The sequence below is a fragment of the Thioalbus denitrificans genome (assembly GCF_003337735.1).
GTDB classification, from domain to species: Bacteria; Pseudomonadota; Gammaproteobacteria; order DSM-26407; family DSM-26407; genus Thioalbus; species Thioalbus denitrificans.
The window spans coordinates 929,939-951,328 of the sequence record NZ_QPJY01000001.1 but is presented as its reverse complement, the minus strand read 5'-3'; the positions used below and the strand labels follow the sequence as shown (position 1 = coordinate 951,328).

The following is a 21,390-nucleotide window of genomic DNA, read 5'->3' as shown; positions in this document are numbered from 1 at the left end:
GCACCCCCACCGCCCGGCGGCCCGGTCGCGGAAGCCGCCCGGCGGTGTTCTTCGCGGCGCCGGTGGTGCAGAATTCGACCCCATGACCACGGACGCACTGGAGATCCTCCGCACCACTTTCGGCTATCCCGCCTTCCGCGGCCTGCAGGCCGAGATCATCGACACCCTCGCCGCCGGCGGCGACGCCCTGGTGCTGATGCCCACCGGCGGCGGCAAGTCACTCTGCTACCAGGTCCCGGCGCTGCTGCGCCCGGGCACCGCCATCGTGGTCTCGCCCCTCATCGCCCTGATGCAGGACCAGGTGGCGGCGCTGGTCCAGAACGGGGTGAACGCCGCGGCGCTCAACTCCAGCCTGCCCGCCGCCGCGGCCCGGGCGCTGGAGGAGCGCTTCCTGGCCGGAGAGCTGGACCTGCTCTACGTGGCTCCGGAACGGCTGATGACGCCGCGCTTCCAGGAGCTGCTGGGGCGGGTGGAGATCGCGCTGTTCGCCATCGACGAGGCCCACTGCGTCTCCCAGTGGGGACACGACTTCCGCCCCGAGTACCTGCAGCTCTCGGTGCTCCACGAGCGCTTCCCCGCGGTGCCGCGCATCGCCCTGACCGCCACCGCCGACGAGCCCACCCGCCGCGACATCATCGAGCGGCTGGGCCTGGCGGAGGCGCGCCTGTTCATCAGCGGCTTCGACCGCCCCAACATCCGCTACCGCATCGTGCAGAAGCGCAACGCCCGGGATCAGCTGCTGCGCTTCCTGGAGGCCGAGCACCGGGGCGATGCGGGCATCGTCTACTGCCTCTCCCGCAAGCGGGTGGAGGAGACCGCCGCCTGGCTGCGCGAGCAGGGCCGGGACGCCCTGCCCTACCACGCCGGCCTCCCGGCCGAGACCCGCGCCGCCCACCAGGCGCGCTTCATCAACGAGGAGGGGGTGGTGATGGTGGCCACCATCGCCTTCGGGATGGGCATCGACAAGCCCAACGTGCGCTTCGTCGCCCACCTGGACCTGCCCCGCAGCGTGGAGGCCTACTACCAGGAGACCGGCCGCGCCGGCCGCGACGGGCTACCCGCCGACGCCTGGATGGCCTACGGCCTGCAGGATGTCATCACCCTGCGCCAGATCCTGGCCTCCTCCGAGGCCGACGACTTCCACAAGCGCATCGAGCGCCAGCGGCTGGAGGCGATGCTGGGGCTGTGCGAGCTCACCACCTGCCGCCGCCAGGCGCTGCTGCGCTACTTCGGCGAAACCCTCGCCGAGCCCTGCGGCAACTGCGACACCTGCCTGGAGCCGGTGGCCACCTGGGACGCCACCGAGGCGGCGCGCATGGCCCTCTCCTGCGTCTACCGCAGCGGCCAGCGCTTCGGCGTCAGCCACCTGGTGGACATCCTCACCGGCAAGGACAACGAGCGGGTGCGGGAATTCGGCCACCAGCGCCTCTCCACCTTCGGCATCGGCCGCGCGCTCTCCGCCACCCAGTGGCGCTCCGTGTTCCGCCAGCTGGTGGCGCGCGGGCTGCTGGCGGTGGACCCGGAGGGTTACGGCGGGCTGCGCCTCACCGAGGCCTGCCGGCCGCTGCTGCGCGGCGATGAGAACCTGGAGCTGCGCCGCGATCCAGAGCGCCAGAGCCGCAAGAGCGCGGCACGCCGCGGCCCGCGGTTCGTGGACGCCGAGAGCGAACGGCTGTGGGAGGCGCTGCGGGCCTGCCGACGACAGCTGGCCGAGGAGGAGGGCGTGCCCCCCTATGTCATCTTCCACGACGCCACCCTGATGGAGATGCTGGAGCGCCGCCCCCGCACCGGCGCCCAGCTGGCCCAGGTGACGGGGGTCGGGGCGCGCAAGCTCGAACGCTACGGCGATGCGTTCCTGGAGGTCATCCGCGTCCACGAGGATGGCGACGAGAATCGCGCCGATGCCGCCGCGGAGACCCTCTCCCTGTTCCGGCTCGGCTTCGACGTGGATGCCATCGCCACCCGCCGCGGCCTGCGTCCGGACACCGTCTACGCCCACCTGGCCGCGGCCATCGCCGCGGGCGAGGTGGCCCTGGATGAGGTGGTGGCGCTGGAACCGCCGGAGATGGCGATGGTGCAGGACACCCTGCTGGCCCACGGGGCCCCCGACAGCGCCCGACTGCGGGAGACCTACGACGCCCTCGACGGCGACTACCCCTACGGTATCCTGCGCTGCGTCCTGGCGGGGCTCGCCCAGACGGGCTGAAGCCGGCTTCGGCTCCCGTCACCACCGTGGTTCCGTTCAGCCGGCGTTCAGCCCGGCTGGCGCAATCTGGCCCCATCGGATTCCCCTGGAGGAGATGGAGCCATGAAACGGACACTCACGACCCTGCTGCTCACCCTGTCCCTGACCGCCGCGCCGGCCTTTGCGGACGACTACAGCGGACGCGCCGCGGTGGGCGGCGCCGTGGGCGGCGCCCTGGGCGCCTACCTGGGCGCGGAGATCGACGGCCGCACCGGCGCCATCGTCGGCGGCGGACTGGGGGCGGCGGCCGGCACGGCCATCGCCACCGACGGCTACCGCGAGCCGCGGCGCTACCGCACCTACCCCTACTACCGCTATGACGGGGATCGCTACTACCGCGATCGCTACTACTACGACGACGCCTACCGGTATCGTCACCGCCACCCCCATCACGGCCGGTTCTGCCCCCCCGGACAGGCGAAGAAGGGGCGCTGCTGGTAGCCGGTCGGTTCCGACCGCACTCATCGCCCCGCCCCGGTCCCGGGCTACCCGCTCACCGACACCCCGGGGCGGGGCAAATCCACTCCCGTCGATCCGCAGATCCCCCAGCAAGGGGATGGGAACCTTTGCGTTGCCTTGACGCCGCCTGTGATAGGAAAAACCGCGGCGCCGCCCTGACGGCGGCGTCGGAACCGGGAAACAACCCTCGACAAGGAGATTCACCATGCACAGGAAAATGACCCTGCTCGGCCTCTGCGCCGCGCTCGCCACCGCGGTGGCCGGCACCGCCGTCGCCGCCGACGGCCAGGCACTCTACACCTCCAAGGGCTGTGCCGCCTGCCACGGCGAAGCCGGGGGCGCGCCCATCATGCCCATCTACCCGAAGCTGAAAGGCCAGAACGAGCAGTACCTGCTCAACCAGATGAAGGACATCAAGAGCGGCGCGCGGGCCAACGGCATGACCGCCGCCATGAAACCCACCGTCGCCAACGTCAGCGACGAGGAGATGGCCGCCATCGCCGGCTACCTGGCCGGCGCCCAGTAACGCCGGGGCGTATGAAAACGGCCGGCGTCCCCACGCCGGCCCCTCCCCCGCACAGGTCCCTCCCGCCTCCTCCCGCGCCTGTCGGCGCCCGGCTCAGCCGCGCCCCGCCGGAGCGGTGAAATCGAGCTCCGGACCCACCGGGATCAGGCCGCGCGGATTGAGCTCCGGATGGCTGGTGTAATAGTGGCGCTTGATGTGATCCATGTTCACCGTCTCCGCCACTCCGGGCACCTGGTACAACTCGCGGGTCCAGTCCCACAGGTTCGGGTAGTCCACCAGCCGGCGCACATTGCACTTGAAGTGGGTGTGGTAGACCGCATCGAAACGCACCAGGGTGGTGAACAGGCGCCAGTCGGCCTCCGTGAGCGTCGCTCCCACGAGGTAGCGCTGGCGGGCGAGGCGCGCCTCCAGCCAGTCGAGCGCCTCGAACAGGCGTTTCACCGCCCGCTCATGGGCCGACTGGGTGGCGGCGAAACCGGCCCGGTAGACGCCGTTGTTCACCTCCGCGTAGACCCGCTCGTTGACCGCGTCGATGGCCGGGCGCAGCGGCTCCGGATAGAAATCCGGCCCGCTGGCGCCGCAGGCGTCGAAGGCGGCGTTGAGCATGCGGATGATTTCGGACGACTCGTTGTTGACGATGGTCTCCCGCTGCGTGTCCCACAATACGGGCACGGTGACGATCCCGCTGTAGCCCGGATCGGCCCGGGTATAGATCTCGTGCAGGTGACCCGTGCCATTGATCGCATCCGGCGTGGCGCCGGGATAGGCGCTGAAGGCCCAGCCCTCGGGCCCCATCCAGGGATGCACCACCGAGACGCCCACCGCCTTCTCCAACCCCTTGAGGCGGCGGAAGATGAGGGTACGGTGGGCCCAGGGACAGGCCAGCGACACGTACAGGTGATAGCGGCCGGGCTCGGCCCTGAACCCGCCCTGCCCCGAGGGGCCGGGTGACCCGTCCCGGGTCACCCAGTTGCGGAAGCGCGACTCCTGGCGCACGAACTCACCCGCTTCCCGCTCGGCATCCAGCCAGTCGGCTTGCATCTTTCCGTCAACCAGCAGGCTCATCAGCTACTCCGTCGGTTCGGTGAACGGCACGGGTGGTCGCAGACAATCAACCCGCCCGGCCGGCGCGGGCATCAAGGCTCCAGGCTCCGGGGCCGTGGGCGCTCACCAGCAGCAGGCCGCCGGCAATGGCCAGGTTCTTCATGAACATGATGCCCTGCATCTGGTCGGCGAAGTTGGTGTGGAAAATGGCGGCCGCGGCGAGGCTGAACAGGGCCAGGGTCAGTGCGGCCCAGCGCGCCTGCCAGCCGAGGATGAGGGCCAGCCCGCCGCCCACTTCCAGCAGGATCACCAGTGGCAGCAGGATGCCCGGCACGCCCATGGCCTCCATGTAGCCCTGGGTGCCGGCATATCCGGTGATCTTGGTAATCCCGGCAAGCAGGAAGATATGGGCCAGCAGCACGCGGCCGGCGAGGGTGGTGAGGTCTTTCATGGTCATTCTCCTGTCTGGCATCCCCTCTCCGGGGGGCTGTGGGACTCAGGCCGCTAGGGCGTTGCGGCCGCGGGCGAAGGTCACCGCCATTTCACCCACCCGGCGACCGAGCTCCCGGGCCGTCTCCAGGTCGGCCGGGGGCGGAACGGCATCGGCATCCTGGTCGGCGTTGGACTGGGCCATGGCCCCCAGGTAGCTCCCGACGCGGTTGAGATCGGTGGACCGGGCGGTACTGGTGTTGTTGCCGGGCGGCAGGCCGAGGGGAACCCAGATCATGCCGTGCTGGCCGGCGAACACCGCCATCTGGATCAGGGTGTTGAGCTTGTCTCCCGACCAGGAGGCGGAGTTGGTGAAACCGGCGGCCAGCTTGTCCTTCCAGCCCTGCCGTGACCAGGTCTTCGAGCTCTGGTCCATGAACTGCTTGAAGGGGGCGGAAACGGAGCCCATGTAGGTGGGCGAGCCGAAGATGATGGCATCGGCGGCCTCCAGCTCCCCCCAGCGGGCTTCCGCCTCTTCCACCGGCACCGGCACCGCCTCCACACCCGGGACACCCGCGGCGCCCGCCACGACGGACCGCGCCTGGCGGGCGGTATGGCCGTAACCACTGTGATACACCACTGCGACCTTGGTCATGGAACACCTCCTGTCCTAATGTTGATTCACGAAGTCGGAAAAAGTGGGACAGAAGCTATTCTGACTATATTTTTTCGATATAAAAGCGCATATTTTTGTGATTTATAATCTAGTTTTTAGATATGTAAGCCATGCCATCACCCAAAGTCACCCTGGACCAGTGGCGGACCCTCGCCGCCGTCGTCGATCACGGAGGATTCGCCCAGGCCGCCGAGCGGCTGCACCGCAGCCAGTCCTCCATCAGCTACACCGTCGCCAAGCTGCAGGAACAGCTGGGGATGCAGCTGCTGGTGACGGAGGGACGCCGGTCGCGGATCACCCCGGCCGGCACCCTGCTGCTGGAACGGGCCCGGGCACTGGTGGACGAGGCCGCGCGCCTGGAGCAGCTGGCCCACAACGTCGAGGCGGGCTGGGAGCCCGAGATCCGCCTGGTGGTGGATGCCGCCTTTCCCGGCGATGTGCTGATGCGTGGACTGCGGGCCTTCGCGCCGCGCAGCCGCGGCAGTCATGTCCGGCTGGAGGAGGTGATCCTGTCCGGCGCCGACGAGGCGCTGCAGGAGGGCCTGGCCGACCTGGCGATCGGCTCGAGGGTGCCGCCGGGATTCCTGGGGGATACCCTGCTGGAGATCGAGTTCGTGGCCGTGGCCCACCCCGATCACCCCCTGCACCTTCTCGGTCGCCCCCTGACCCAGACGGACCTCAAGCGCGAGCTCCAGGTGGTGATCCGCGACTCCGGCCAGCGCCAACCCCGCGACGTCGGCTGGCTGGGGCCGGAGCTCCGCTGGACGGTGACCCACTTCGACACGGCCCTCAGCGCCGTGCGCAACGGGCTGGGGTTCGGCTGGCTGCCCCGGCACCAGGTGGCAGCCCTGCTGGGCGGCGGCGACCTGCTGCCCCTGCCCCTGCGCCAGGGCGCGGTCTACAGGAGCCCCCTCTACCTGATTCCCGGCCACCCCGACCGGCCGGGCCCGGCCACCCTGGAGCTGGCGGACTGCCTGCGGGCGGCCTGTGCCGCCACGGATGCCCCTTGACCCGGATTCCCCCCGGCCGCCGGTTGTCGCGCGGGCACCCTTTCGTCCGCGCCGGCAGGATGGCGGGAACCGCGGGTCAGTAGTGGGGCGGCGGCGTCTCCTCGGCCTGGCTCGCCACCTCCGGCGGGGTCAGGGCCCGCAGCAGCCGCAGGGCCTCCTGCAGCTGCCGCTCAAGATGGCCGATACGCTGCTCCTGCTCCGCGACCACGGCATTGAGCTGGTCCAGGGTGTCCTCCTGGAACGCCAGGCGGGACTCGATGTCGACGATTCGGTTTTCCATGGGTTTGCGTGAATGCGTGAATGCGTGAATGCGTGAATGCGTGAATGCGTGAGTGCGTGGGTGCGTGGGTGCGTGGGTGCGTGGGTGCGTGGGTGCGTGGGCGCGCGGGTCACTGGTCACTGGTCACTGGTCACTGGTCACCGACTCGCGCCGTATCTCCCAGCAGCAGTGGATGCGGGGGTTGCGGGCGAAGTCCTCGGGGATGGTGGCGGCGCTGATATCGGTCGCCGCCAGACCCGCCAGCGCCGGCTCGTCGAGACGGAAGCGGCGGAAGTTGTTGGAGAAGATCAGCACGCCGTCGGGCTCCAGCAGCGCCGCCGCCTGGCGGATGAGGCCGACATGGTCGCGCTGCACGTCGAAGGTTCCCTCCATGCGCTTGGAGGTGGAGAAGGTGGGCGGATCGAGGAAGATGAGCCCGTAGCGGCGCCGCCGTCCCGGCGGATAGCCCGCCTCCCGCGCCAGCCATTCCAGGCAGTCGGCCTGGATGAACTCGTGCCCGCCGCCCGTGAAGCCGTTCAGTTCCAGGTTGCGCCGGGCCCAGTCCAGGTAGGTGTTGGAGAGATCGACGGTGGTGGTGGCCGTGGCCCCGCCCAGCGCCGCATGAACCGTGGCCGCGCCCGTATAGGCGAACAGGTTGAGGAAACGGCGGCCGGCCGCCAGCTCCCGCAGCCGGGCCCGGGTGATGCGGTGATCGAGAAACAGGCCGGTATCGAGGTAGTCGCGGAAGTTGACCAGCAGCCGCGCGGGTCCTTCCCGGACGGCGATGAACTCGCCGCTGTCGGCCTGCTTCTCGTACTGGGCCGCCCCCTTCTGCCGCTGCCGCCGCTTGAGAAACAGCCGCTCCGGGGGCAGCTCCAGCACCTGGGGAATCACCGCCAGGGCATCGCGCAGGCGCGCCTCCGCCCGCTCCGGGTCCACGGTGCGCGGCGGCGCGTACTCCTGCAGCACCACCCAGCGCCCCTCCTCCCCGTGGTAGAGATCCACGGCCAGGGCATATTCGGGCAGGTCGGCGTCGTAGAGCCGCCAGCAGTCCACCCCTTCCCGCCGCGCCCAGCGCCCCAGGTGGCGGAGGTTCTTGCGCAGCCGGTTGGCCAGCATCTCGGCTCCCGGCGTGAGGGGGCCCGGCGGCGGCAGGGGGAGCGGCGGCGCGGCGGCGGCGGGTTCCGGCAGCTGGTAGAGGAACAGCCGGCAGGGTATGGCGCCGTTGTTCAGGTCACGGGTGGACTCGGGGTCGAGGCGCAGGCGATGGACCAGCGCGGGATTGCCGGTGAAGACACCGGCGCGCCAGCCCCCGAAGCGGGTCTTCAGCACCCGCCCCAGCTCGCCGTAGAGGTGCGCCAGGCCCGCCTCCGCCCCGAGCCGCTCGCCGTAGGGCGGGTTCACCAGCACCAGGCCGGGGTCGCCGGGCGGCGGTTCGGTCCGGGCCAGCGGCCGGTGCAGGAACTCGATGCGCCCGGCCAGGCCGGCGCCGGCGGCGTTCTCCAGGGCCTGGGCCACGGCGGCGGGATCGGCATCGGCGCCGGTGATGGAGGGCAGGCGCTCCAGCCCGGCGTCGCGGCGCGCTTCCGCCTCCGCCCGCAGCGACTCCCAGGCCGCGGCCGCATGGCCGCGCCAGCCGAGGAAGCCGAAGTAGCCGCGGGTGAGGCCCGGGGCGCAGTCGGCCGCCATCAGGGCCGCCTCGATGGGCAGGGTCCCGGAGCCGCACATGGGATCGAAAAAGGACGCCCCCGCCGCGGCCCGTTCCGGCCAGCCGGCCAGCAGCAGCAGCGCCGCGGCCAGGTTCTCCTTCAGGGGCGCCTGCAGGCCGCTGACCCGGTAGCCGCGCCGATGCAGGCTCTCGCCGGAGAGATCGAGGCTGAGCCGCAGGCGATCACGGAACAGGTAGCCGTTGATGCGCACATCCGGGTGCGCGATATCCACCGACGGGCGCACCCCGGCGACCGCCCGGAACTGGTCCACGATGGCGTCCTTGACCTTCAGCGCGGCGAAGTGGCTGTGGGAGATGGCGGATGCGGCGGTGGTGAAATCCACCGCCAGGGTCCCCTCCGGATCCAGGTGGGCCGACCAGTCGATCTTCCGCACCCCGGCGTAGAGGCGGTCGGGGTCCGGGGCCGGGAACGCCCCCAGCAGGAGCAGCACCCGGCTTGCCAGGCGCGACCACAGGCACACCCGGTAGGCCAGTTCGATCCCGCCACGGAAGCCCACCCCGGCGTGCCCCGGCTGCACCGCCTCGGCACCCAGCCCGCGCAGTTCCTCCGCCAGCAGGGGCTCCAGGCCCCGGGGCACGGTGGCGAACAGTTCCAGGTCAGCAGTATGCATGGGTCGGGCCGGGTGATGGGAACGTGGAAGGGGCGCATTGTAACCGCAACCGGGCCGGGCCGCCCTCGAACGGGGAGGATATACCCCAATTTGGTGCAGTGCATTGATCCGGTATGGGAGACCGGGTAGGATGCCGCCCGAATCTGGACTCTGTCTAAATGACATTTCCGGCAACACCCGACGGAATCCGCGGGGAATTGCCGGGAAATCCCGGTTCCACCCGCAACGAATGCAACGGAGGTTATCAACGTGGGAGTTCTCGTCGGCCGCCAGGCCCCTGATTTCACCGCCCCCGCCGTCCTCGGTGACGGCAGCATCGTGGACAAGTACAACTTCGCCGAAGCCACCAAGGGCAAGTACGCCGTGGTCTTCTTCTATCCCCTGGACTTCACCTTCGTGTGCCCGTCGGAGCTCATCGCCTTCGATCACCGGCTGCAGGAGTTCAAGGATCGCAACGTGGAGGTGATCGGCGTCTCCATCGACTCCCACTTCACCCACAACGCCTGGCGCAACACCCCGGTGAACCAGGGCGGCATCGGCCCGGTGGGCTACACCCTGGTGGCCGACATGACCCACGGCATCTGCAAGGCCTTCGACGTGGAGACCCCCGACGGCGCGGTGGCCTTCCGCGGCTCCTTCCTCATCGACAAGGAGGGCATGGTGCGCCACCAGGTGGTGAACGATCTGCCGCTCGGCCGCAACGTGGACGAGATGCTGCGCATGGTCGACGCCCTGCAGTTCGTCGAGGAGCACGGCGAGGTCTGCCCCGCCGGCTGGCAGAAGGGCTCCAAGGGCATGACGGCCACCCCCGACGGCGTGGCCGACTACCTGGCCGAGAACGCCGACGCCCTGTAGGCGGCCGCGGCGCACTCGCGCAAAAAGGCCGGCCGGGGGTGACCCCGGCCGGCCTTTTTCATGCCAGTGCGAAAACCACCTGCCCGGTTACTCCAGCAGGTCTCCCGGCGTGGGCGGCAGGTGCGGCATGGTCTGGTCCGGGAACTTGCCGGTGAGCCCCTCCAGGAAGGCCACGATGTCCGCCGTGTCGGCGTCGCCGAGATCCTTGTTCAGCTGGGTCTTGGCCATCACCTTGACCGCCTCGGGCAGGCTCTTCACCGAACCGTTGTGGAAGTACGGCGCCGTGTAGGTGAGGTTGCGCAGCGTGGGCACCCGCCACATGTGCCTGTCGGCATCGTTCCCGGTGCTGGCGTAGCGCCCCGGGTCTTCCGTGAGCTTGTACTCGGCGTCGTAGCTGCTGCCGGGGAAGGTGGGGAACTTCATCAGGAACGGCTGCCCGGCGGGAAGTGCCGGGCCGTCGAAGTTGGCGCCGGAATGGCAGCTGGTGCAGCCGATCCTGTCGAAGGTCTCCATGCCCCGCACCTGCTGGGCGCTGAGTGCCTGCCGGTCGCCCTTCACGTAGCGGTCATAGGGGCTGTCGGGGGTGATCTGGGTGCGCTCGTAGGCGGCGATGGCCTTGGCCATGTTGTCGGCGTTGATGTTGTCGCCCGGGCCGAAGGCGGCGTCGAAGAAGGGCTTGTAGCCCTTGATCCGGGTAAGCCGGCTCACCGCGGCGTCCAGGTCGCTCATACCCATCTCGACGGGGTTGGTCACCGGACCCTTGGCCTGGTCCTCCAGGGTCGCGGCGCGGCCGTCCCAGAACTGGGCGGAGTGGAAGGCGCTGTTCCAGACGGTCGGCGCGTTGCGTCCGCCCAGCTGTCCATGCACGCCGACGGAGGTGGGCCGGTGGTCGTCGCCGCCCTCCATCACGTTGTGGCAGGAGAAGCAGGAGACGGTGCCGGTGGAGGAGACGCGGGGGTCGAAGTAGAGCATCTTCCCGAGTTCCACCTTCTCGGCGGTGGTGGGATTGTCGGCGGGGGCCGGCGCGGTGTCCGGCAGCGCCTGCCACTGGGCGGCCATGGCGGGGCCGCCGGCCAGGGCGAGCGCCACGGCCAGGGTTGTGAGGGTAACCTTCATCTTCCTTGCTCCTTGGTCATATCGTGTCATGCCATCCAGTGCAGACGCCCGGCAGGGATTCAGTCAGGTGGATGCCGGAGATGACCGGCAACGGGCAAACGGCGGGAGTGGACCTCCTGTCCGGCGGCTGCATCCTTGTGGAACCGGTCGGGGCCCGCCCAACAGCGCGGCATCGCCCCGGTACGACCGGTGGCACGACCTTAGCGCGACCCAGCTGAAACGAACCTTAACGGCCGATGACAGCCCCGTGACCCGACCCGGCCCCGCGGGGGAATCAGCCGGCGCCGGTGGCGGCCTCGAGCGCCTCCCAGCGGCCGTAGGCGTCGGTCAGCTCCGCCTCCAGGACCTCCAGGCGGGCGGTGGCGGCGGCGATATCCTCCGCGGGCCCCTGGTAGAAGCCGGGATCGGAGAGCCGCTCCAGCAGCTCCGCCTGCTCGCGCTCCAGCGCCTCGATATGCCCGGGCAGGGCCTCCAGCTCCCGCTGGTCCCGGTAGCTGAGCTTGGCCGGACGGCCGCGGGGTTTCTCGCGCGCCGGGGCCGGCGCTGGGGCCGGGACCGGCGCGGCCACCGCCGGGGCCGGACGCTGGCGCAGCCAGTCGCTGTAGCCGCCGACGTACTCGCCCACGCGACCCTGCCCCTCCAGCACCAGGGTGCTGGTCACCACGTGGTCGAGAAAGGCCCGGTCATGGCTCACCAGCAGCACGGTACCGGGATACTCCACCAGCCGGGACTCCAGCAGCTCCAGGGTCTCCATGTCGAGATCGTTGGTGGGCTCGTCCAGCACCAGCAGGTTGGCGGGGCGCAGGAACAGCCGCGCCAGCAGCAGCCGGCTGCGCTCCCCGCCGGAGAGCGCCTTGACCGGCGTGCGGGCCCGATCGGGCGTGAACAGGAACTCCTGCAGGTAGCTGAGCACGTGGCGGGCCTGGCCGTTGACGGTCACCTGGTCGCTGCCGTGCTCGAGGTTGTCCATCACCGTGCGCTCGCCGTCGAGCCGCGCCCGGAGCTGGTCGAAGTAGGCCACCTCCAGCCTGGTGCCATGGCGGATGCGGCCGCCGCGCGGCGCCAGGTCCCCCAGCAGCAGCCGCAGCAGCGTGGTCTTGCCGGCGCCGTTGGGGCCGATGATGCCCACCTTGTCGCCGCGCAGGATGGTGGTGGTCAGCTCGCGGATGATCGGGCGCTCGTCGTAGCCGAACTCCACCGCCTCGGCCTCCACTACCAGCCGCCCGGAGCGCTCCCCATCCTGGACCTGCAGCCGGACCCGGCCCTGCTGCTCGCGCCGGGCGAGACGCTCGCGCCGCATCTGCTCCAGGGCCCGCACCCGCCCCTCGTTGCGGGTGCGGCGGGCCTTGATGCCCTGCCGGATCCAGGCCTCCTCCTGGGCCAGCCGCTTGTCGAACCGGGCCTGCTCCTGGGCCTCGGCATCCAGCGCCGCCTGCTTGCCGCGCTGATAGGCATCGAAGCTGCCCGGCCAGCTGGTGATCCGGCCGCGGTCCAGTTCCACGATGCGGGTCGCGAGCCGCCCCAGGAAGGCCCGATCGTGGGTGATGAACAGCAGGGTGCCGGAGAAGCCGAGCAGGAACTCCTCCAGCCAGGCGATGGCGTCGATATCCAGGTGGTTGGTGGGCTCGTCGAGCAGCAGCAGATCGGGCTCCGAGACCAGCGCGCGGGCCAGCATCACCCGGCGCTTCAGCCCGCCGGAGAGGCCGGGGAAGTCGGCCTCCGCGTCCAGCGCCAGCCGCGACAGGACTGTCTCCACCCGCTGGGTGAGAGTCCAGCCGCCGGCGGCCTCGAGGTCGTGCTGGACGCGGGCGAGGGTTTCGAGCAGCGCCTCGCCGCCCTCCTCGGCCAGGCGATGGCTGAGGCGGTGGTAGCGCTGCACCAGCTCTCCCAGCCCCCCGAGACCCGCCGCCACCACGTCGAAGACCGTGCCCTCGACCGCCTCCGGCACATCCTGGCCCAGCCGCGCGACGCGCAGCCCCTGGCGCCGCACCATCTCGCCGGCGTCCGGCTCCAGCTCCCCCGCCAGCACCCGCAGCAGCGTGGTCTTGCCGCTGCCGTTGCGGCCCACCAGGCAGACCCGCTCGCCCGGGTCGATGGCCAGCTCGACGCCCTCCAGCAGGGGCGGGCCGCCGTAGCCCAGGGTCACGCCGCGCAACTGAATCAGCGCCATGGTTCCACCGTTCCTCGTTCCATTCGTCCAGTTCCCGTGATGGGGAGCGCATTATGCCTCAGAGTGCCGCCGGCCGGCTCTCCGCAAGCGTGGCCGGGTAGCGGCATGGCCTTCATCTCCCGCCGTAGCAGCGCCCGAGGATGCGCAGGGCGGCATGGATCTCCTGCAGACGTCCGGCCTCCCCGCCCCGATCGGGGTGGTGCCGCCCGGCCAGTTCCCGGTAGCGGCGCCGGATGGCCGGCCAGTCCGTCGGCTCGGCCAGGCCGAGCACCGCCAGGGCCGCGGTCCGCTCACCGCCGGCGAGCAGCCGCCGGCGGCTCCGGGCCAGCAGTTGCGCCACGCCCGCGCGGGTGGCGCGCTCGAGGTTGTCCGGCTCCAGGTAGAACTCCGCCAGGCTGTCGGCGGCCGTCAGCGCGGGCGCGCCGGGCCGGTAGTCCTCCAGGCGGATGCACAGCGGTTCGATGGACAGGTGAGCCGAACCCGCCCGCCACAGCCGCGCGCGCAGCCGGTAGAGGGCGTTGAAGAGCAGGAAGTGCACCCGGAACAGCGCCAGGGGATCAGCCAGCGGTCCCGGCGGCAGATGGCCGCATCCGGACGCACGCAACGCCCGCAGCAGGGCGTGTTCGGACAGCCCGTGCGGATGCGCCCGGAGCAACTCCGGCAGCCGTTCATCCAGGGCGCGGGACAGGGACATCGTGACGGACATGGACCGATTCTGGCACAGGGAGCCGCCCGGTGTGCGGTTCCGGCCGGCAGCCGGCCGGCCTCGAGGCTGCTAGAATGCCTGTCCCCTGGAATGCGTCACGGGAGCCGCCATGACACTGCCGGACATCGGAGAACTGGAAACGCTGGTGCGCCAGGCCGCCGCCGGGGAGATCATGCCCCGGTTCCGGCGCGTGAGCGCCGATCGCAAGGCCGACGGCAGCCTCCTCACCGAGGCGGACCTGGCCATGGACCAGCGCCTGCAGCGGGAACTGCAGGCACGCTGGCCGGATATCGCCTTTCTCAGCGAGGAGATGACCGCCGCCCGGCAGCAGGCGCTGCTCTCCCGCCCGGAACAACCGCTCTGGTGCCTGGACCCGCTGGACGGGACGAGCAACTTCGCCGCCGGAATTCCCTGCTTCGCCGTATCCCTGGCCCTGCTGGTGGACGGCGCTCCCGTATTGGGTATCATCTTCGACCCGGTGCGGGACGAGTGCTTCAGCGCCGTCCGCGGCGCCGGTGCCCGCCACGACGGCCGGCCCTGCCGCAACAGCGATGATGGACGCCCGCTGAAGGGCTCCATCGGCGTGGTGGACTTCAAGCGCCTGCGGCCGGAACTCGCGGCAGTCCTGGCCGCCCGTCCGCCCTACGCCTCCCAGCGCAACTTCGGATCCTGCGCCCTGGAGTGGGCCTGGCTGGCCACCGGCCGCGGCCATGTCCACCTCCACGGCGGCCAGAAGCTGTGGGACTACGCCGCCGGCAGCCTGATTCTCATCGAGGCTGGGGGCCAATGCGCCACCCTCGCCGGCGAACCCCTGTTCCGGCCCGCGCTCGAGCCCCGCTCCGTGGTCTCCGCCTGCTCCCCCGCCCTGTTCGCCCAATGGCAGGCGTGGCTGGCGGAGAACCGGGAAGGGATAGGGGGTAAGGGGTAAGGGGTAAGGGGATTGTCGCCTGGGCTAGTTGCCAGTTGCCAGTTGCCAGTATATCGACGGTTCACGCACTCACGCACTCACGCATTCACGCATTCACGCATTCACGCATTCACGCATTCACGCATTCACGCATTCACGCATTCACGCATTCAACCAACATGACCGACGAACTGACCTGCTGGGTATACCGTTCCAGCCGCAAGGACGAGATGTATCTCTACCTCGCCGACAAGGACGTTTTCGACCCGGTTCCGGAGGCCTTGCTCAAGGCCATGGGGCGGCTCGAGCTGGTGCTGGAGCTCACTCTTACGCCGGAGCGGAGCCTGGCCCGCGAGGACGTGAACCAGGTCCTCGCCAATCTCCGTGGCCAGGGCTTCCACCTGCAGATGCCGCCACGACTGACACCGGATCTCTACCACGGCGAGTGATGGCCGGGTCGAGTAATTGACTTTTTTAGGCTGGATCTTATCGATAAGTATATGCTAATATTCGGGCTGTTTAATCTTATAGTGAACAAAAACAGACACTTCCGAATATGGGCATCGCACGACGGATTGCACGACTGCTGACCGCCATGGTCCTGCTGCCGCTGCTGCTGGCTGATTGCAGCCATGCGCAGCCGGCGCTGGATCGCGTGGCGGCCCGTGGCGAGCTGCGGGTCATCACCCTGCAGAACGCGCCCGTCGCTTTCCAGACCGGTGACGACGGCCCCTCCGGCATGGACCTGGACCTGGTGCGCGGCTTTGCCGAGGCGCTGGGTGTCGAGGTGCGCTTCATCACCCCCGCCAGCTACGAGGAGATCCTGCCCCTGCTGCGCCGGGGCGAGGCCGACCTGGTGGCCGGCCTCATCGAGACGCCCAACCGCAAGGAGCAGTTGCGCTTCGGCCCGGTCTACCAGGAGCTCTCCTCGCAGGTCGTTTACCGCAACGGCGCCACGGAACCCACCCCGAAACTCGAAGGTCTCCGGGACGGCGCCCGCATCGGCGTGCTCAGCGGCAGCAGCCATGAAGAGCTGCTGGAGAGCCTGAGGCTGGTCAACCCGCAGATCAGCTGGGTCGCCTACCCGGGAACCGATCACCTGGCGCTGCTGGATCAGGTCGGCAACGGCAATCTCGACTATGCCGTCATCGATTCACGGCTGCTGGCCCAGGCCCTGCGCTTCTATCCCGAGCTGCGCGCGGGTCCGGTCCTCGACCAGCCGAGAAACAAGGCCTGGGCCTTCGCGCCAGGCGAGGAAGACAGCCTCCTGGAAGCGGCCGAAGCCTACTTCGGCGGAGTGCGGGACAACGGCCGGCTGGCCCAGCTCGAGGATCGCTACTACGGCCACCTGGAGCAACTCGACCCGTTCGAGACCCAGGTTTTCGTCAGCCGCCTGGAGGAGCGTCTCGATGCCTACCGCGGCCTGTTCGAACAGGCCGCCGAGGAGACCGGTATCGACTGGCGCCTGCTGGCGGCCATGGGCTACCAGGAATCCCATTGGGATCCGGATGCCGTCTCCCCGACCGGCGTGCGCGGCATCATGATGCTGACCCGGGGGACGGCAAAGCAGCTGGGCATCGATGATCGCACCGATCCGGAGAGCAGCATCCGCGGCGGCGCGCTCTATATCCGCATGGTGCGCGAGAAGATTCCCGAGCGCATACCGGAGCCCGACCGGACCTGGATGGCGCTGGCGGCCTACAACATCGGCTACGGCCACCTCGAGGACGCCCGCCGGCTGACCCAGAAACGGGGCGGCGACCCCGACCGCTGGATGGACGTCAAGAGCAACCTGCCGCTGTTGTCGAAGGAGAGCTGGTACAAGCAGACCCGCTACGGCTTTGCCCGCGGACAGGAGCCGGTGCGGTACGTGGAGAACATCCGCGGCTACTACGACCTGCTGGTCTGGCGCGAACAGCGCCCGGCAACCGAGGAGACCGGCAGGGACAGCTGGCTGGTGGCACTGCTGGGGTCCTGACCGGAACCGCGCCTCAGCGGTTTCCGGCATGATCCGCCCGCAGACCCAGCCATCCGTGGACCGCCAGGGTCGAGACGATGAGCAGGCCACCGACGAGGGTGATCAGCGCCGGCCGCTCTCCGACACCCAGCCAGACCCAGAGCGGTCCCAGCAGCGTCTCCACCAGTATCATCAGGCCCACTTCCGGAGCCGGAAGGTAGTCGGTTCCCCGGGTGATCAGCACCAGGGCCAGCGGCATCTGCACCAACCCCATCAGCGCCAGCACGGCATAGCTCCCCGCCCCCAGCTCCAGGGGGGCCGCGAACGGCAGGGACACAACGGCCATGACCAGTCCGCTCGCCCCCACCAGGGGAATGCGCGGCAGCCCCGGATGACGCCGCAGCAGGACCAGGATGGCGCCGAAATTGAGCGCCGCCGCCAGGGCGGCCAGGTCGCCCTCCAGCCCTCCCCCCCGCAGCGAACCGGCAAAGACCGCCACGGTGCCGGTCATGCAGATCACGATGGCGCCCCAGGTCCGCCCCACCACCGGCTCACCCAGGAACAGGCGGGTGAACAGCGCCGCGAACAGGGGCGCGGTGGAGAGGATCACCACCGTATTGGCCACCGTGGTATGCATGATGGCCAGCACGAACAGGCAGCCATTGATGCCCAGAAGCATCACCGCGGCCAGCGCCGGGCCGCGCAGCAACCGCCCCGCGCCCCTGCGCCGCTTGCCGAGCAATCCCCAGATCAGTCCCAGGGACAGCGCCATCAGGGCCCCGCGCCAGAACGCCACCTCCCAGGCCCCGGCCGCGGCCAGGCGGATGAGCAGGGCGTCGAAGCTGATCACCAGCACCCCCACCCCGACCACCAGCAGTCCGCGCCGGTGCAGGGCATGACTGTCCACCGCAGTTTCCATGCTCCGTTCCCCGTTCCGCACCGTCCCCTGGCCACTGCGGCCATGCCGATCAATCCCATTTGAGCCATTCCACTTGTCCGGTGCGTCATATGTTCAGTGCGCGCGGAATGTGCCAATGCCGAATGACCGCCACTCCGCCGGGCACCAGCCTGTCCGAATCCGCCACAGAATACAAAAAAAAGCCCGCATCAAACTTGACGATGCGGGCGAGGGGGTGGACGGTCTGTGGAGATACGCCGGCTACCCGGCCGGCGCGCTTTCAGTCGGGCAGCACCACCTTGTCGATGACGTGGATGACGCCGTTGCTGGCCAAGATGTCGGCCTGGACCACCCGGGCGTCGTCGATCATGACCCCGTCATCGCCCGCCATCACGCCCAGCGCCTGCCCCTGGGCGGTGCCGAGTTCGCGGCTCCCCATCACCTCTGCGGCCATCATCCGGCCGGGGACCACGTGGTAGGTGAGGACGGCCCGCAGTTTTTCCCTATCAGCGAGCAGCGCCTGCAGGTCCGCTTCGGGAATGGCGGCAAAGGCCTCATCGGTAGGCGCGAACACGGTGAACGGCCCCTCGCCGCGCAGCGTCTCCTCCAGCCCGGCGGCCTGTACCGCCGCTATCAGGGTGTTGAAACTGCCGGCGCCGGCGGCCACATCCACGATGTCCCGCGTCTCAGCACGGTATCCACCGGCGTTTGCGGTTGTCGCGGTGAGCACCACGACGCAGGTGAAGGCGGCAGCGAGCAGGGCGATCTTTTCTGCAAGACGTTTCATGATGTCATCCTCCAGGTCGGTATTACGGCAATCCAACCGTACTCCCGTACGGTCCGGGCGAGACGGCCACGGGCATGTCCACCTCGTTGAGGAATCTTGTACAACATCGATACATTTCTTGTCAATACTTGTACGACAAAATGTCAACGCCCTTTGATGGCCGCACAAACTGCTGCATACCCACGCCATCCGAAAGACAGGTGAAATTTACAATTAATTGTTATATATGATTTTTCATAATCAATGAGCCTGATGACAGACTCAGTCGACACCGCACGCCCCCAGTGGGTGCCAACGGTCAAAAACGATTAATATCTATGCATTTACGATACAATACAGACCTCACCAGACCCGGCCAGGAGCGCGTCATGATACTTCTGGCATTGATGTACAATATATGTACAATTTGAAACCATGAGTGGTCAGAGACAGAGAGCCATGAGCAACGCACCCGCGCCCCAGGACACCGAGGAATCCACCGAGGGACTGTTCCCGATCCGGACCGTCTCCAGCATCACGGGGGTGAATCCCGTCACCCTCCGCGCCTGGGAACGGCGCTATGGCCTGATCCGGCCGCACCGCACACCCAAGGGCCACCGCCTCTACAGCCAGGAGGACATCCAGCGCATCCAGCGGGTGCTGGAATTGCTGGACCAGGGCATATCCATCAGCCAGGCACGGCAGCTGGTGGAGCGGCCGGAGCCGGCGCCGCAGGCAGAGGCGGGCGACCCGTGGGAGAAGTATCGGCAACGGATACTGCAGGCGGTCGTTCGCTTCGACGAACAGGCCCTCGAACAGGCCTACAGCGAGGCGCTTTCCCTCTACCCCGAGGAGATGGTGACCCGGCGGCTGCTGCTGCCGCTGCTGGAAACCCTGGGCGAACGCTGGGCCAACCGCAGCGGCACCGTCGCCGAGGAACACTTCTTCGGCAGCTACCTGCGCAACAAGATCGGGGCGCGCTTCCACCACCAGTTCCGCCGGGGCGAGGGCCCGCGACTCATTGCCGCCTGCCTGCCCGGCGAACAGCACGAGGTGGGGCTGCTGCTGTTCTGCCTGGCGGCGGCGAACCACGGCTACCAGCCGGTTCTCCTGGGGGCGAACATGCCCCTCGATGAACTGCCCCTCGCGGCCCGCCGGGCCAATGCCGACGCCATCATCCTGTCGAGTTCCTACCAGCCCGCCGCCGAGACCCTGTCCCGGGAGCTGCAACGCATGGCCCGCAGCGCCGCCCTGCCCGTCTACATGGGCGGACGGGCCTCCATTCGCCATCGGGACGCCCTCACCCGCGCCGGCGTGACGCCGCTGGGCATCGATATCGGGCCGGCGCTGGCCCGCCTGGACAGCGATCTGCGCCAGGACGGCTGAATGCCCACGGACGCCGTCATCGTCTGGTTGCGACGGGACCTGCGCCTGGCGGACAACCCGGCGCTGTTCCACGCCGCGGCCACCGGGGCCCCCGTGCTGCCGGTCTACATCCACGCCCCGGAAGAGGAAGGGGACTGGACTACGGGCGCCGCCGGCCGCTGGTGGCTCCACCACAGCCTTGGCGCGCTCGCCGGCGCACTGCAGGAATGCGGTTCCGGACTCATCCTGCGCAGCGGCGAGAGCCTGGAAGCGCTCCTGGCGCTGGCCCGTGGAAGCGGCGCCCGGGCCGTGTACTGGAACCGCGCCCTGGAGCCCGCCCTCGGCGTGCGCGACAGCCGGGTACGGCACGCCCTGCAGGGCGAGGGCATCGAGGTACGCGAGTACCCGGCCGACCGCCTGTTCGCACCCGATGCCGTGCGTACCCGCGCGGGGGCCCCGTTCCGTGTCTTCACTCCCTTCTGGAAGGCCGCCCTGACCAGCGGCCCGGACCTGGAGCCCCTGCCGGCCCCGCCGATCCTCCCGCCCCTCCCCGGCAATCCCGCGACCCTGCCGCTGGAGGCCCTGGCGCTGCGGCCTGCCACCGCCTGGGACAGCGGCCTGCGGGCCGCCTGGCGGCCCGGCGAGGCCGGCGCCCGGACATGCCTGGGGGAAACCCTGGCGGAGGTGGCACCCGCCTATGCCAGGCTGCGCGACCGGCCCGACCGGAACGGCACCTCGCGCCTCTCGCCCCACCTGCACTTCGGCGAAGTGAGTCCGCGCCAGGTCGCCGCGGGACTGGAGGCGCTCCGGGCGGAGGCGCCGGCGGCCGCCCCCGGCGCGCAGGCCCTGCTCCGCCAGCTCGGCTGGCGGGAATTCGCCCTGCACCTGCTGCACCACTTCCCCGAGACCGGCGACAGTCCGCTGGATCGTCGCTATGACCGGTTCCCCTGGCGGGAGACCGGTCCGGCGCTGGACGCCTGGCAACGCGGGCGGACCGGCTTCCCGCTGGTGGACGCGGGGATGCGCGAACTGTGGACCAGCGGCTGGATGCACAACCGGGTGCGGATGGTGGCCGCCTCGCTGCTGACCAAGAACCTGCGCATCCACTGGCTGGAAGGGGCGCGCTGGTTCTGGGACACCCTGGTGGACGCGGACCTGGCCAACAACACCCTGGGCTGGCAGTGGACCGCCGGCTGCGGCGCCGACGCCGCCCCCTTCTTCAGGGTCATCAATCCGGTGCGGCAGTCGGAGCGTTTCGACCCCGAGGGCGCCTACATCCGCCACTGGGTGCCGGAGCTAGCGGCCCTGCCCAATCGCTGGCTGCACGCCCCCTGGACCGCCCCCGGGGCGGTGCTGCGGGAGCATGGGGTGGTCATCGGCCGCGACTACCCCGCCCCCATCGTCGATTTACGCGCCAGCCGCGAGGAGGCCCTCGCCGCCTGGCGCGCCACGGTGCAGAACGCGGGGAGATAGATAACGACAGAGAAGAAGATTAATAGACAGGATTTACAGGATTTTTCAGGATTGGCAGGATGGCGATTGCCCGTTGAAGGCGGTTCCAGGCCCGCCTGGACTGCGGCACCCCTGCTGCCCGAGCTCTCTCCCGGAAGGAGCGGCGGGGGAGATCCCCCGCCGCTCGCTCTCCACGCAGCGATTGATTGA

20 protein-coding genes are annotated in these 21,390 nt (G+C 69.5%); 10 read left to right on the top strand and 10 right to left on the bottom strand.

The window, feature by feature from the left end:
* The first annotated feature begins 82 nt into the window (after nucleotides 1–82).
* From recQ to DFQ59_RS04490, 3 genes are all read left to right on the top strand, one after another.
* Complete coding sequence (gene recQ / locus DFQ59_RS04500; protein WP_114278432.1) at nucleotides 83–2,206, top strand: DNA helicase RecQ; 2,124 nt, start codon at nucleotides 83–85, stop codon at nucleotides 2,204–2,206.
* A 102-nt stretch (nucleotides 2,207–2,308) separates the two neighbouring features.
* The gene (locus tag DFQ59_RS04495; protein WP_114278431.1) at nucleotides 2,309–2,686 is read left to right on the top strand and encodes a hypothetical protein; all 378 of its coding nucleotides are present in this window, start codon (nucleotides 2,309–2,311) and stop codon (nucleotides 2,684–2,686) included.
* Between the two features lie 223 nt (nucleotides 2,687–2,909).
* Nucleotides 2,910–3,230 carry a c-type cytochrome gene (locus tag DFQ59_RS04490; RefSeq protein WP_114278430.1) on the top strand — a complete coding sequence of 107 codons (321 nt, stop codon included), beginning with the start codon at nucleotides 2,910–2,912 and terminating at the stop codon, nucleotides 3,228–3,230.
* A 93-nt stretch (nucleotides 3,231–3,323) separates the two neighbouring features.
* Here the strand turns inward: DFQ59_RS04490 and DFQ59_RS04485 are convergent, their stop codons facing one another.
* From DFQ59_RS04485 to DFQ59_RS04475, 3 genes are read right to left on the bottom strand one after another with little or no spacing between them, the layout of a single operon-like run.
* Nucleotides 3,324–4,295 carry a glutathione S-transferase family protein gene (locus DFQ59_RS04485; RefSeq protein ID WP_114278429.1) on the bottom strand — a complete coding sequence of 324 codons (972 nt, stop codon included), beginning with the start codon at nucleotides 4,293–4,295 and terminating at the stop codon, nucleotides 3,324–3,326.
* 46 nt (nucleotides 4,296–4,341) lie between these two features.
* The gene (locus DFQ59_RS04480; protein ID WP_170142029.1) at nucleotides 4,342–4,725 is read right to left on the bottom strand and encodes a DoxX family protein; all 384 of its coding nucleotides are present in this window, start codon (nucleotides 4,723–4,725) and stop codon (nucleotides 4,342–4,344) included.
* Between the two features lie 45 nt (nucleotides 4,726–4,770).
* Nucleotides 4,771–5,358, bottom strand: a complete 588-nt coding sequence (locus DFQ59_RS04475) for a flavodoxin family protein (protein ID WP_114278427.1) — start codon at nucleotides 5,356–5,358, stop codon at nucleotides 4,771–4,773.
* Between the two features lie 131 nt (nucleotides 5,359–5,489).
* Here DFQ59_RS04475 and DFQ59_RS04470 point away from each other — a divergent pair, with 131 nt between their 5' ends.
* Nucleotides 5,490–6,389 (top strand): LysR family transcriptional regulator, encoded by a 900-nt coding sequence (locus DFQ59_RS04470; RefSeq protein WP_114278426.1) that lies wholly within the window; start codon nucleotides 5,490–5,492, stop codon nucleotides 6,387–6,389.
* A 76-nt stretch (nucleotides 6,390–6,465) separates the two neighbouring features.
* On the opposite strand, the gene DFQ59_RS04465 is transcribed toward DFQ59_RS04470, so the two are convergent.
* Together DFQ59_RS04465 and rlmKL are read right to left on the bottom strand one after the other, a co-directional pair.
* A complete protein-coding gene (locus DFQ59_RS04465; RefSeq protein WP_114278425.1) occupies nucleotides 6,466–6,669 on the bottom strand; it encodes a SlyX family protein in 204 nt (67 codons plus the stop codon).
* Between the two features lie 123 nt (nucleotides 6,670–6,792).
* Entirely contained in the window at nucleotides 6,793–8,988 is a 2,196-nt protein-coding gene (rlmKL, locus tag DFQ59_RS04460) for a bifunctional 23S rRNA (guanine(2069)-N(7))-methyltransferase RlmK/23S rRNA (guanine(2445)-N(2))-methyltransferase RlmL (protein ID WP_114278424.1), read from the bottom strand.
* Nucleotides 8,989–9,237: 249 nt separating this feature from the next.
* Here rlmKL and DFQ59_RS04455 point away from each other — a divergent pair, with 249 nt between their 5' ends.
* A complete protein-coding gene (locus DFQ59_RS04455; protein WP_114278423.1) occupies nucleotides 9,238–9,843 on the top strand; it encodes a peroxiredoxin in 606 nt (201 codons plus the stop codon).
* 87 nt (nucleotides 9,844–9,930) lie between these two features.
* Here DFQ59_RS04455 and DFQ59_RS04450 read toward each other — a convergent pair whose 3' ends face one another.
* The 3 genes from DFQ59_RS04450 to DFQ59_RS04440 all read right to left on the bottom strand — a co-directional run bounded on the left by DFQ59_RS04450 (nucleotide 9,931) and on the right by DFQ59_RS04440 (nucleotide 13,835).
* Nucleotides 9,931–10,959: a cytochrome-c peroxidase gene (locus tag DFQ59_RS04450; protein WP_114278422.1), complete on the bottom strand. Its 1,029-nt coding sequence runs from the start codon at nucleotides 10,957–10,959 to the stop codon at nucleotides 9,931–9,933.
* A 274-nt stretch (nucleotides 10,960–11,233) separates the two neighbouring features.
* Nucleotides 11,234–13,129 carry an ATP-binding cassette domain-containing protein gene (locus DFQ59_RS04445; RefSeq protein ID WP_114278421.1) on the bottom strand — a complete coding sequence of 632 codons (1,896 nt, stop codon included), beginning with the start codon at nucleotides 13,127–13,129 and terminating at the stop codon, nucleotides 11,234–11,236.
* 112 nt (nucleotides 13,130–13,241) lie between these two features.
* Nucleotides 13,242–13,835, bottom strand: a complete 594-nt coding sequence (locus tag DFQ59_RS04440) for a DNA-J related domain-containing protein (RefSeq protein WP_114278420.1) — start codon at nucleotides 13,833–13,835, stop codon at nucleotides 13,242–13,244.
* 109 nt (nucleotides 13,836–13,944) lie between these two features.
* Here DFQ59_RS04440 and DFQ59_RS04435 point away from each other — a divergent pair, with 109 nt between their 5' ends.
* The 3 genes from DFQ59_RS04435 (at nucleotide 13,945) to mltF (ending at nucleotide 16,720) form a co-directional block, all read left to right on the top strand.
* The gene (locus tag DFQ59_RS04435; protein WP_114278419.1) at nucleotides 13,945–14,763 is read left to right on the top strand and encodes an inositol monophosphatase family protein; all 819 of its coding nucleotides are present in this window, start codon (nucleotides 13,945–13,947) and stop codon (nucleotides 14,761–14,763) included.
* 170 nt (nucleotides 14,764–14,933) lie between these two features.
* Nucleotides 14,934–15,191: a YcgL domain-containing protein gene (locus DFQ59_RS04430; protein ID WP_114278511.1), complete on the top strand. Its 258-nt coding sequence runs from the start codon at nucleotides 14,934–14,936 to the stop codon at nucleotides 15,189–15,191.
* Nucleotides 15,192–15,298: 107 nt separating this feature from the next.
* A complete protein-coding gene (gene mltF / locus DFQ59_RS04425) occupies nucleotides 15,299–16,720 on the top strand; it encodes a membrane-bound lytic murein transglycosylase MltF (protein ID WP_114278418.1) in 1,422 nt (473 codons plus the stop codon).
* Nucleotides 16,721–16,733: 13 nt separating this feature from the next.
* Here the strand turns inward: mltF and DFQ59_RS04420 are convergent, their stop codons facing one another.
* Nucleotides 16,734–17,618 carry a DMT family transporter gene (locus DFQ59_RS04420; RefSeq protein ID WP_114278417.1) on the bottom strand — a complete coding sequence of 295 codons (885 nt, stop codon included), beginning with the start codon at nucleotides 17,616–17,618 and terminating at the stop codon, nucleotides 16,734–16,736.
* Between the two features lie 259 nt (nucleotides 17,619–17,877).
* Nucleotides 17,878–18,384 (bottom strand): fasciclin domain-containing protein, encoded by a 507-nt coding sequence (locus DFQ59_RS04415; RefSeq protein ID WP_114278510.1) that lies wholly within the window; start codon nucleotides 18,382–18,384, stop codon nucleotides 17,878–17,880.
* 438 nt (nucleotides 18,385–18,822) lie between these two features.
* On the opposite strand from DFQ59_RS04415, the gene DFQ59_RS04410 reads away from it, so the two are divergent.
* Entirely contained in the window at nucleotides 18,823–19,749 is a 927-nt protein-coding gene (locus DFQ59_RS04410; protein ID WP_170142028.1) for a MerR family transcriptional regulator, read from the top strand.
* Entirely contained in the window at nucleotides 19,750–21,201 is a 1,452-nt protein-coding gene (locus tag DFQ59_RS04405) for a cryptochrome/photolyase family protein (protein WP_114278415.1), read from the top strand.
* Nucleotides 21,202–21,390: the final 189 nt, after the last annotated feature.

Bases quoted from the DNA above. Each gene is read 5' to 3' on its own strand.
- recQ (WP_114278432.1), top strand. From the start codon at position 83: ATGACCACGGACGCACTGGAGATCCTCCGCACCACTTTCGGCTATCCC.
- DFQ59_RS04495 (WP_114278431.1), top strand. From the start codon at position 2,309: ATGAAACGGACACTCACGACCCTGCTGCTCACCCTGTCCCTGACCGCC.
- DFQ59_RS04490 (WP_114278430.1), top strand. From the start codon at position 2,910: ATGCACAGGAAAATGACCCTGCTCGGCCTCTGCGCCGCGCTCGCCACC.
- DFQ59_RS04485 (WP_114278429.1), bottom strand. From the start codon at position 4,295: ATGAGCCTGCTGGTTGACGGAAAGATGCAAGCCGACTGGCTGGATGCC.
- DFQ59_RS04480 (WP_170142029.1), bottom strand. From the start codon at position 4,725: ATGAAAGACCTCACCACCCTCGCCGGCCGCGTGCTGCTGGCCCATATC.
- DFQ59_RS04475 (WP_114278427.1), bottom strand. From the start codon at position 5,358: ATGACCAAGGTCGCAGTGGTGTATCACAGTGGTTACGGCCATACCGCC.
- DFQ59_RS04470 (WP_114278426.1), top strand. From the start codon at position 5,490: ATGCCATCACCCAAAGTCACCCTGGACCAGTGGCGGACCCTCGCCGCC.
- DFQ59_RS04465 (WP_114278425.1), bottom strand. From the start codon at position 6,669: ATGGAAAACCGAATCGTCGACATCGAGTCCCGCCTGGCGTTCCAGGAG.
- rlmKL (WP_114278424.1), bottom strand. From the start codon at position 8,988: ATGCATACTGCTGACCTGGAACTGTTCGCCACCGTGCCCCGGGGCCTG.
- DFQ59_RS04450 (WP_114278422.1), bottom strand. From the start codon at position 10,959: ATGAAGGTTACCCTCACAACCCTGGCCGTGGCGCTCGCCCTGGCCGGC.
- DFQ59_RS04445 (WP_114278421.1), bottom strand. From the start codon at position 13,129: ATGGCGCTGATTCAGTTGCGCGGCGTGACCCTGGGCTACGGCGGCCCG.
- DFQ59_RS04440 (WP_114278420.1), bottom strand. From the start codon at position 13,835: ATGTCCGTCACGATGTCCCTGTCCCGCGCCCTGGATGAACGGCTGCCG.
- DFQ59_RS04435 (WP_114278419.1), top strand. From the start codon at position 13,945: ATGACACTGCCGGACATCGGAGAACTGGAAACGCTGGTGCGCCAGGCC.
- mltF (WP_114278418.1), top strand. From the start codon at position 15,299: ATGGGCATCGCACGACGGATTGCACGACTGCTGACCGCCATGGTCCTG.
- DFQ59_RS04420 (WP_114278417.1), bottom strand. From the start codon at position 17,618: ATGGAAACTGCGGTGGACAGTCATGCCCTGCACCGGCGCGGACTGCTG.
- DFQ59_RS04415 (WP_114278510.1), bottom strand. From the start codon at position 18,384: ATGAAACGTCTTGCAGAAAAGATCGCCCTGCTCGCTGCCGCCTTCACC.
- DFQ59_RS04410 (WP_170142028.1), top strand. From the start codon at position 18,823: ATGAGCAACGCACCCGCGCCCCAGGACACCGAGGAATCCACCGAGGGA.
- DFQ59_RS04405 (WP_114278415.1), top strand. From the start codon at position 19,750: ATGCCCACGGACGCCGTCATCGTCTGGTTGCGACGGGACCTGCGCCTG.